Genomic DNA, 8,707 nt, shown 5'->3' on the forward strand with positions numbered 1-8,707 from the left:
CCGGCATGAAGACGGCCCTTCATGGGATTTATGAAAATTTTCTGGTTCTGAGATTTTTAAAAATGTGTCGTTCCCTGAAGCTTTTTGAAAAAAGCTTCACCAAAAACTTCTTTGTAATTTGGCCTGCGTTTTATGGGCGGCCTGTTTTCAGTCGTTGAAATTCAGGATGTCCTTCAATCGCCTGCTGTAATCATCAGGACGATTTTCAAGGAAGATACGATGCAGGGCATTACGGCGGATCCGCGCCCACAGATTTTCATCCGTATAGACCTGCTGCATCTGCCCCGCGAACGCCAGTGGCTGCGTCTCCGGCGCGCAGGCAATATCCGCCCCGGCCTCCCACCCGACCTGCCTGACAAGAAGGTCGGTCGCAACAATGGGCAGGCCATGGGCCGCAGCTTCATGGATCTTGTACGGAATGCCCGCGGCAAAGCGTGTGGGGGCAATGAAAACGCGATGCGCCTCATACAGGGGGGCAAGGTCCTCGACAGCCCCCAGCAGTTCGAACCGGGGATGCGTCAGTATCGTGGACAGGTCGATATCCCCGCCGACATACCCGGCCACCCGGATACGGACATCCTCGGGCAGGAAACTGTCGAGATACGGCACAACATGGTCGTTAAGCCATGAAAGCGCGTCCCAGTTGGGGGACTCCAAGTTCTGGATCGCCCCGACAAACAGGAAATGCCTGCGCTCACTGAACGGGCGGTTGCGGGGGACTGGCGTTTTCATATGGCCCAGAACATGCACATCCTGTTTCACGATCCCCCTGATAAGGCTCGCCTCTTCAGTACTGACTGTCACGAACCGGTCGATGAAATCCGTATTCCGCAATTCGTAACGCAGCATGCCATTCAGGTCGGGCAGGTCCGTCTGGCCCATGATCCGCATCCTGCCATGCTGGCGCAATGTGGCGACGGCCTCCGTATCCAGCACGACCCGGCATCCCGCCAGCGCCCCTTCACATGCCGCAAGGACAGGCTTCAGGCGATCCGCGTTATGGGTCCTGCCGATCCATATGACGTCGTAATACCCGGCACGGGTATGCAGGAATGTCCCAAGATCACCAAGGCCCCGATCCCACATGACCTCCGCCCTGTCAGGAAAGTTCGGGTATCGTGCCACGGGCGCACGGCGTGGCGGGAAGATGGGATAGACCGTGACATGCAGCCCCAGTACCTCCACCATCGTACGCACGATGTCATTGGAACGGGGAAAGCCCGCCCCGATTTCAGGCTGCGGCAGGTAGTCCTCGATGAACAGGACGCGCCCGTTGTCCGCAGCGGCAGAGCGTGCCTTCAGCACATTGGCTTCATCCCGCTGGTATTTTCCTTCCACATATGCGCGGTTCTTGTGAAAGAACTTTCCGATGTTCCGTCCCAGGCATGCGGCAATCTCGCCAGACTTTCCGCTGCCAAATTCGTAATGCAGGACGACCACGTCCGGATCATACACGATGTCAAAACCACGCTGGCGGATCTGCACGCACAGGTCGGTTTCTTCATAATAGGCCGGTGCGAACAGGGGATCGAAACCATCAAGCGCCTTGACGATTTCCGTCCGCGCCATGAGGAACGCGCCGGAGCAGAAATCAACCGAACGCACGAAATTCGCCTCCGGCAGCAATGGGGAGGCATCCCGCAGGTAACCGGATGTCGTGCCGTCGTTCCAGACAATGCTCCCCGCTTCCTGCAATGCCCCGTTCGTGCGGACAAGTTTCGCGCCCACCGCCCCCACGCCTTCCTCCCGGCGCAGTCGCCCCAGTGCCGCATCGACGGCGCCGGGCATGAGTTCCACATCGTTATTGAGGAACAGCACATAAGGCGCCACCGCCCTGGCCAGGCCAAGGTTCGACCCGGCAAGGAAGCCGACATTTTCCGCCAACCGGATGACCTCGATCCCGGCGACATGACGTTCGATCATGGATGTTTCGTCTGTCGAGGCCACATCGACAAGGATCAGCTGAATCGCCCCGCGACAGGTCGCACGCAGCGAGGACAGCGCCGTCATGGTAAAGGCGAACTGGTCATGGACCACCATCACGACGCTCAGTTCCGGCAGGTCACAGGAAAAATCCAGTCCCTGCTGCAGAACCGTCGCGGCCCGGACCTCCGCCATCCGGCGATAGGCGCGTTTGCAGAGGATTTCAGGCGCCTGCTGCCCGCCATCCGCATCGGGGGTTTTCCCATACAGCACGGCATAGGCCCCGAACGGCGTCGGGTATTCCCCACTTTCCACGGCGTCAGAGACACTCGGGTCGCATGCATACTCCGCAAGGTTCACGTTCGCGCATGGACGTCGGTATTCATATTGTCCATAACGCAGGAAATGCTCATAGGCGTTGAGACATCAGGGTTCGTCTGCGCATAGAACCGCTCGCTAAAGAACGGATTGGGATCAAACGCGCCGGGGGCCGGATTGCCCAGATAATGCCGTAACGGATGCTGCCATTCGCTTATATGTTCAGCAACGTCAGGATAGGCCCGCATATACCATTCAGGATCGAAACAGGCAGACGTGCGACACAAGGCAATCGCAGGATCCCTGAAATTTCCAAGGAAAGACACAAATGCGCCCCTGCGCCTGTCATAAAGGAAATCTGGATTTTCCCGCAGGAACAGTTTCGTGGAAAAGAACAGCGACGCATCACGCCCTTCCCGCGCGCCATAAATCAGGTAGTGGTCGTACCCATTACGCAACCCATGGGCCTCAAGCTGCTGGGTGGACATGCAGACCTGCGTCCGGCAATAGAATTCTTCATCAAAGAAGCAGTTGGGATTACGCTGCGCAAAGCCGGACGTACAATAATGCGCGAACCCGGACGCAATCTCCCCGGCCTCGATCAGCGGCAGGATATCGGGGTAGGCCGCCCTGTACCATTCCTCATCAAAAAACATGTTCGGCGAATGGGCCAGGTTTTTCCCGAACTCCTCATAAAACCGCATGATGCTTGCATCATCATGCAGGCCGAACGCATCGAGGATGACGTGGTAATGGCTTTTGTACCATGACGCATCGAAACAGGACCAGTCAGGTTTCATGTCCAGACCTTCAGGCGACATCACGATATTCCCTGTCCTGATTGATACGCATCACCGTGACATGAACTGTGCGGGATTCAGCAGGACACTGGCCACGGAGGCCACGGGAAGGTGCAGCGGAATGACAAGCCCCCCGCCTGCGGTCCTGATGCGTTCGGCGGGCGCACCGATGTCGAATGTCACGACGGGAAAATCATGACGCCAGAATTCCGTCAGCACATAGGACCATGTTTCCGGCCATACCGCAGGCAGGAAGCCCCAGTCACATTTCTGCATCCGGATCAGCGATGTCAGTTCGTTTTCGGCATAACGTCCGGTGATTTCAACAACCCCTGTTTCCAGCAGGCGTGAATCATCACATGTGAACCCCACGATGGAAAACCGCAGCGGCAGCCCGGTCGCCGCCACATGGCGCGCAAGCCTGAGCAGCAGGTCATACCCTTTTTCAAGGCCTATCGCCCCGATCAGCAGGATACGCCTGACATCCGTAGGGTTCCTGGGCGTAAAGACGATGTCCTGTGTCGGGACCGGGGCCTCCCACTGCGCCAGGACGACAGGCACGTCGATATGCCGGCGATACCGTGTGGCCACGTCGTGGCAGGACGCAATCACCGCCCGGGCGCGCCGGAAGATATCCGTCCCCAGTTCCCGCAGCAGGGGCAGCGCCGTGTCATCCCCTGTCGCATGGCCACGATCCATGATGCAGGTCTCGCAGACCGGAGATTCCGGCTCCCCACAATAGAGGCTGTTGTGGGAGACCAGCGTAATCTGCGGGCAGAACCATGAATAATCATGGAGATAGACATCATAGTCGAACCCGAAGAGCGAAACCCAGTGGATGTCCTTGATCCCTGCGCCAATATAGCTGTGGATTTCCATCCGCGCGCAGTTGAGGGACAGCAGGAGTTCACGCAGGTCCGGCCCACGGCGCTACAGGATGATATTGGGATACTCATCGGCCAGATAGGGTACGACTTCCCACCGGGGATAGTCATCTTTCGCCTCTGCCGCGCATGGGGAAATAATCAGCGGGACACATCCATTTTCCGAAATGGACAGCGCGCGTTCATGCACAAAACGATGCACGCCTCCCTCACGGTCATGCGTCATGAGGGCGACGGTCTGGCGGTTTCCGATGGCCTGCGACAGGCGGCGGATATCGAGGTCTCGACGGAACCGCTGCAGCGGATTGCGCTCCTGCCATTCATGGACAAGGCGGTCATAGCCGGGATGCAGTCCGTTCAGCAGGCCAAGGTTGCGCCGGATCAGGTCGCCCTTGAACGCGCTGAAGGACTGCCCTTCGGCATGGCCGACATAGGTGCCAAGGCACACGACATGCCGCCACCCCAGGGACGCGGCACGTCGGCTGAAATCGTTTTCCTCGCCATAGCCCTGGGCAAAGACATCCTCACGCAGCACGCCCGTCTGGTGCAGGCATTCCGCACGGATATACATGCAAAAGCCATGCCCGGTCGGAACCTCGACAATCTCCGCACTGTCAATTTCCGCCAGCAGGGACGAAAGTTCAATCACCTCGTCATAGGAAGGGATCGGATTGTTCCCGTCATTGCGGGGATAGCTGAAGATTGTCGCGGCATTGGAAAGCGGCGTCGCCGTGCCGATATCCGGCGCGCGATAGACGGCCTGCTGCAGCTTCGTGATCCATCCCGGCGGCGGGATGGTGTCGCTGTTGAGCAGCACCGCATCTTCATCCTGCCTGACTTCACGCAATCCACGATTGGCTGAACAGGTAAAGCCGCGGTTGCGTTCGTTATGCAGGACCGTAATGCCCTCCCTGTCCGCAACATCTTCAAGGAAGCTGACAATGCGCGGATCAGGCGAGAAATCGTTGATGACAACCAGGCGGTCATCGGGCCCACGCCATTGCAGGGCGAGTTCGATACATTCCCGGGTCACTTCATACCCTTTGTAAACCGGGATGATGATGGCAACAGGACGCCCGATCCTGTCCGCATCAGCCTCCGGGTTCACATCCTCCCTGAACCGGGGGGAATATAATGCCGGGAAAGGCTGGTTGGCCTTGGGCCGGGGGGCATGGGAACAGGAGGTGGGAAATGTCCGCGCCACCCATTGCGCCTGTGCGCGGGCGTACCGCGCGCCCGCAAGGGGATCGAGCGGGCTGCCATAGAATTCCTGCGCGAAACGGTCCGTGACCCTGACGGCGGGCGTTTCCACCCCGTCCAGGTCGCTCCACGGGATCAGGAATGGTGTGCGCGCTTTCTCCGCGACAAGAAGGTCGGAGCATCCGTCCCCAACCTCGTCGTCGAACAGCAGCCTGTCATCCTCAACCGCACGGACCCGCACATGTTCATCCGCCACAAGGTTGTTGGGATAACGGAACCACCCCGTCAGGCCCTCGGCACTCCCTTCGACAAATCCTTCGCAACGCCAGATGGTGCGTGGTTCAAGCGCACTGCCCAGCATGTCACGACCTTCATGCCGCACATGGATGACGGGAAGGCTGTCGGGCAGTTCGAAATTGGTGACATCATACACACCAAACCCGGCGAAAGACCCCACAGCGGCCAGTTCCGCCCGATGTTCCACATCGTCATGATGCCATGTGACGTCGCCATCCTTTCCATCCGCAAGCCCCACGACGATGCGCCCGTCCGGTCGCATGGCGCACCATCCATCACAACGGTGCGCGGCCGACAGGGCACTGAAAACCTCAAACGCGACATCGTCAAAAACAATGGCCGTTTCACGAAGGAAAGCCCGCAGTTCAGCAAAGGTGCGGTCATGCGCACCGAATTTCAGCCGTGTCAGCAGCAGGAAAAACCGCGCGATGGGGGAAAGCGCATGCCCGGAAAGATATTCAAAAGGCTCCGAAGCCCGTGGCTCACCCGTCGCCAGACGGCACAGGCCGATCCCGAGCATGATGTCACGTGCGCTGGGATGTGCCCGCTGGAGATATTCCAGACGCCCGAGCACAGATGCCAGATCTTCCGGTATCGCAGGAAGTCCGTCATAGCGGGAGGCAAGGGACGCAATATAACGATGGGCCGAATCCGCTATGAAATCGTCTGTATTACCGCCCATATATCCCGAAGCCCCTGCAACACATGCTGAAAATTTCTGTATTCTGTTCTTATTTATACTTGTTGTTCAGCAGGAACTGCCGCCACGTATCATATAATGGCACCAGCGCCCTGCTGGGTGCGCGCAGTTCGGCACGCCCCATGGCCAGCCAGTGTTCCTTGCCCGTTGTCCAGTCACCACGCCGGACGGACGCCACGACATCGGGATTGTTCTTCAGATACCATTTTTCATCGAATTCAGTGCTGCCGGTCTCACGGCCTTCGAAAAAGCCCGTGTAAAGGAAATGCTCCTCACCACTTTTCAATTCCCCCCGATGGACCGCCGCATCGACATCGGGATTTGTCTCCAGATAGGCTTTTTCATCAAACGGAAGGGATTTCAGGTATTCCGATATCAGGAACCGGAACAACGTCTTGGATATGGTTACATGCGCACCGCTTTCTTCAGCCAGCGGTGAAAGAACAGAATACGGGATCATGTCAGGCTCAACCTTTTGAAATAGGCTCTCCAGAATAATGTAAAATACATGTGTATTTTAGTCAACTATTAATTAGTAATTAACGGGTTCATTACTTGTTAATTTATTAGTGTTATCAATCCATATATGGTTATTTTTATTTCGTTAATTTTCAATTAAGTGCATCTCGGATAACTTCATGCCCCATCCAGCATGTTTTAATGGATTTACAATATATTCCTGAAACATGAACCGGGTCTTCCGACATACACGCCATACATGAAGGCCTGACGGTCATGCCCATGAAACATATCCTGACGGCTTTCCTGTTCCTGGCCATCGCAAGGGGTGCTGCGCAGGCAGCCTCCACCGATCATCCACGCGGCCTGGCCGATCTTGCGGGAGGTTTTGACGGAGATATCAGTCCGGCGCACGCACAGGCGGCGGATGGCACGACATCGCGCACCCTGGCGCAGCATTTCAACGATACGCTGTCCCCGCTGGATTTCGGGGGAAAGTTCGAAGGGGGCGACGAAAGCCTTTCCCTTGATGCCTATCGGGGAAGCTTTCCCTCCATGGCGCTGCTGCGGATGCCAAGAGGGTCCTTTACATACCGGACCCCGCCGGTTTCGGGCTATCCGGGCACACAGATCTGGATTTCCGACGGGGCAAGGGATGCGGCCTCCGGCAACAGTTTCCGCATTTTCCCCACGCCTACCGGCGATACGGTCATCTCCAACTATGCCGGCACCCTCAACATTGCCAAGAACGGCAATCATGCCGGGGATGGGGCGGTGGTCAGCGTGGACTACAATATCAACACGCCTGCGAAAAACTGGAACACACCGGAAAATCCAGTCTACAACGCCCATTTCGGCATCACTGAAAACTGCGAGGAAGCCAGCATCGAAAACAGGGGGCAGGTCTATTGCCTCAGCAGCCAGTTGACTGCGGCCTCCTATAACGGCGCGATCAAGACGGATGCGAACCTTTTTGCAATCCGTCCCGCCATCCGGGACACTCATGGTCCCCGAAGCCAGATTTCAGGCATCAATACCGGCGTGATCGACCAGACCGGACTGCCGTCCTCAAAGGCCGGAGGAATCGAATCCGCGGAAATAGACCTTTATGCCAGCGGTGCCGATGACGGGCATGACAGGGTTGCCCTGATCGTCGGATCACAGCAGCAGAAAGACGACAGCCATAACAATCTGGAGGTCGGAAACGGCATCCTGCTTCGGGCCGGTGCCTATACCTTTTACGACAGCGCCTTTCAGATCATGGGCGCTTACAAGGACGCTGCCATTGACCTGCGTTACGCCAATACCGGATGTCCCGGCGACATCTGTGCGCCCGCGCTCTGGCTTGGCGAACTTGGCCCGATTTCCTTTGGCCATTCAGATCCCAACCGGGTCAAGATATTTGGCGATTATCAGGGGAACCTGCATTTTGTAACCCGTTATGCGGACGCGCTGGAACTGACCGGGTCTGGTGATACCGCGATCTCTGGCCGGTTGATCGCACGACAGGGACTTCAGATCGGTGCCAGCTCCTATCCCGCGATCACAGACGACGAATATGGAACCCTCAACTTTGTCGTCCCCGGACCGGACAGGGATATGACACGCTCCCTCAACGCGCTTTCGATTTCTCCCGATGGGGAAGTGACATTCAACAGTAATGTGCATGTCGGCCGTGACGTGGAATTCGCGGGAAATGTCATACTGGATAAGGCCATTAGCACAAGACAGGGCATCGTTCTTCCCACCATGACCGAAAAGCAGATCAGACACATGACAGCACCTGCCGAAGGCCAGATCGTCAATGATCAGGAAACCCATGCCCCGGTGATTTTTGAACAGGGGCATTGGTACCATATTCCTCTTGGGAAAGAGCTTTAGGGGCTGTTTGAACGCAGCATATTGGTACGATGTTTTTTTAAGGGCGGCGCTCTTCTGAAGCTTTTTGGGGCCTGTTGGGAATTATGCTTTTTTCAAGCATCTGCATATGATTCAAAGCCTGTATGGATCGCTTCGTACTGACAGACGCCCAATGGGCGAAAATGGAACCGCTGTGCCTTGGCAAGAAAACAGATCGCGGGCGCAGCGGGCAGGACAACCGTCTTTTCATCGAGGCAGTCTTATGG

At 57.0% G+C, this 8,707-nt stretch carries 7 protein-coding genes and 1 pseudogene; 3 read left to right on the plus strand and 5 right to left on the minus strand.

Annotated features, from left to right (window positions below; translation table 11 throughout):
* Positions 1-147 precede the first annotated feature (147 nt).
* Positions 148-2,283, minus strand: a complete 2,136-nt coding sequence (locus tag CFR72_RS12600; RefSeq protein WP_110914277.1) for a glycosyltransferase — start codon at positions 2,281-2,283, stop codon at positions 148-150.
* Positions 2,280-2,729 carry a hypothetical protein gene (locus tag CFR72_RS17600; protein ID WP_167400384.1) on the minus strand — a complete coding sequence of 150 codons (450 nt, stop codon included), beginning with the start codon at positions 2,727-2,729 and terminating at the stop codon, positions 2,280-2,282. Before CFR72_RS17600 ends, CFR72_RS12600 begins: the two co-directional genes overlap by 4 nt.
* On the opposite strand from CFR72_RS17600, the gene CFR72_RS17605 reads away from it, so the two are divergent.
* A complete protein-coding gene (locus tag CFR72_RS17605) occupies positions 2,703-3,011 on the plus strand; it encodes a hypothetical protein (protein ID WP_167400385.1) in 309 nt (102 codons plus the stop codon). The two genes, CFR72_RS17600 and CFR72_RS17605, sit on opposite strands and share 27 nt — an antisense overlap.
* Positions 3,012-3,092: 81 nt before the next feature.
* Here the strand turns inward: CFR72_RS17605 and CFR72_RS12610 are convergent, their stop codons facing one another.
* From CFR72_RS12610 to CFR72_RS12620, 3 genes are read right to left on the minus strand one after another with little or no spacing between them, the layout of a single operon-like run.
* Entirely contained in the window at positions 3,093-3,920 is an 828-nt protein-coding gene (locus CFR72_RS12610; protein WP_110914279.1) for a glycosyltransferase, read from the minus strand.
* Between the two features lie 51 nt (positions 3,921-3,971).
* A complete protein-coding gene (locus tag CFR72_RS12615; protein ID WP_110914280.1) occupies positions 3,972-6,104 on the minus strand; it encodes a glycosyltransferase family 2 protein in 2,133 nt (710 codons plus the stop codon).
* Between the two features lie 49 nt (positions 6,105-6,153).
* Positions 6,154-6,582 (minus strand): hypothetical protein, encoded by a 429-nt coding sequence (locus tag CFR72_RS12620; RefSeq protein ID WP_110914281.1) that lies wholly within the window; start codon positions 6,580-6,582, stop codon positions 6,154-6,156.
* A 281-nt stretch (positions 6,583-6,863) separates the two neighbouring features.
* Here CFR72_RS12620 and CFR72_RS12625 point away from each other — a divergent pair, with 281 nt between their 5' ends.
* Both CFR72_RS12625 and CFR72_RS18115 read left to right on the plus strand, forming a co-directional pair.
* On the plus strand, positions 6,864-8,462 hold the full coding sequence (locus CFR72_RS12625) for a hypothetical protein (RefSeq protein WP_146220731.1): 1,599 nt from the start codon (positions 6,864-6,866) through the stop codon (positions 8,460-8,462).
* Positions 8,463-8,584: 122 nt separating this feature from the next.
* Positions 8,585-8,707 (plus strand): annotated as a pseudogene (locus tag CFR72_RS18115) (IS5/IS1182 family transposase); the annotation flags it as partial.

The organism is Gluconacetobacter entanii (genome assembly GCF_003206495.1).
Taxonomy (GTDB): Bacteria; Pseudomonadota; Alphaproteobacteria; order Acetobacterales; family Acetobacteraceae; genus Novacetimonas; species Novacetimonas entanii.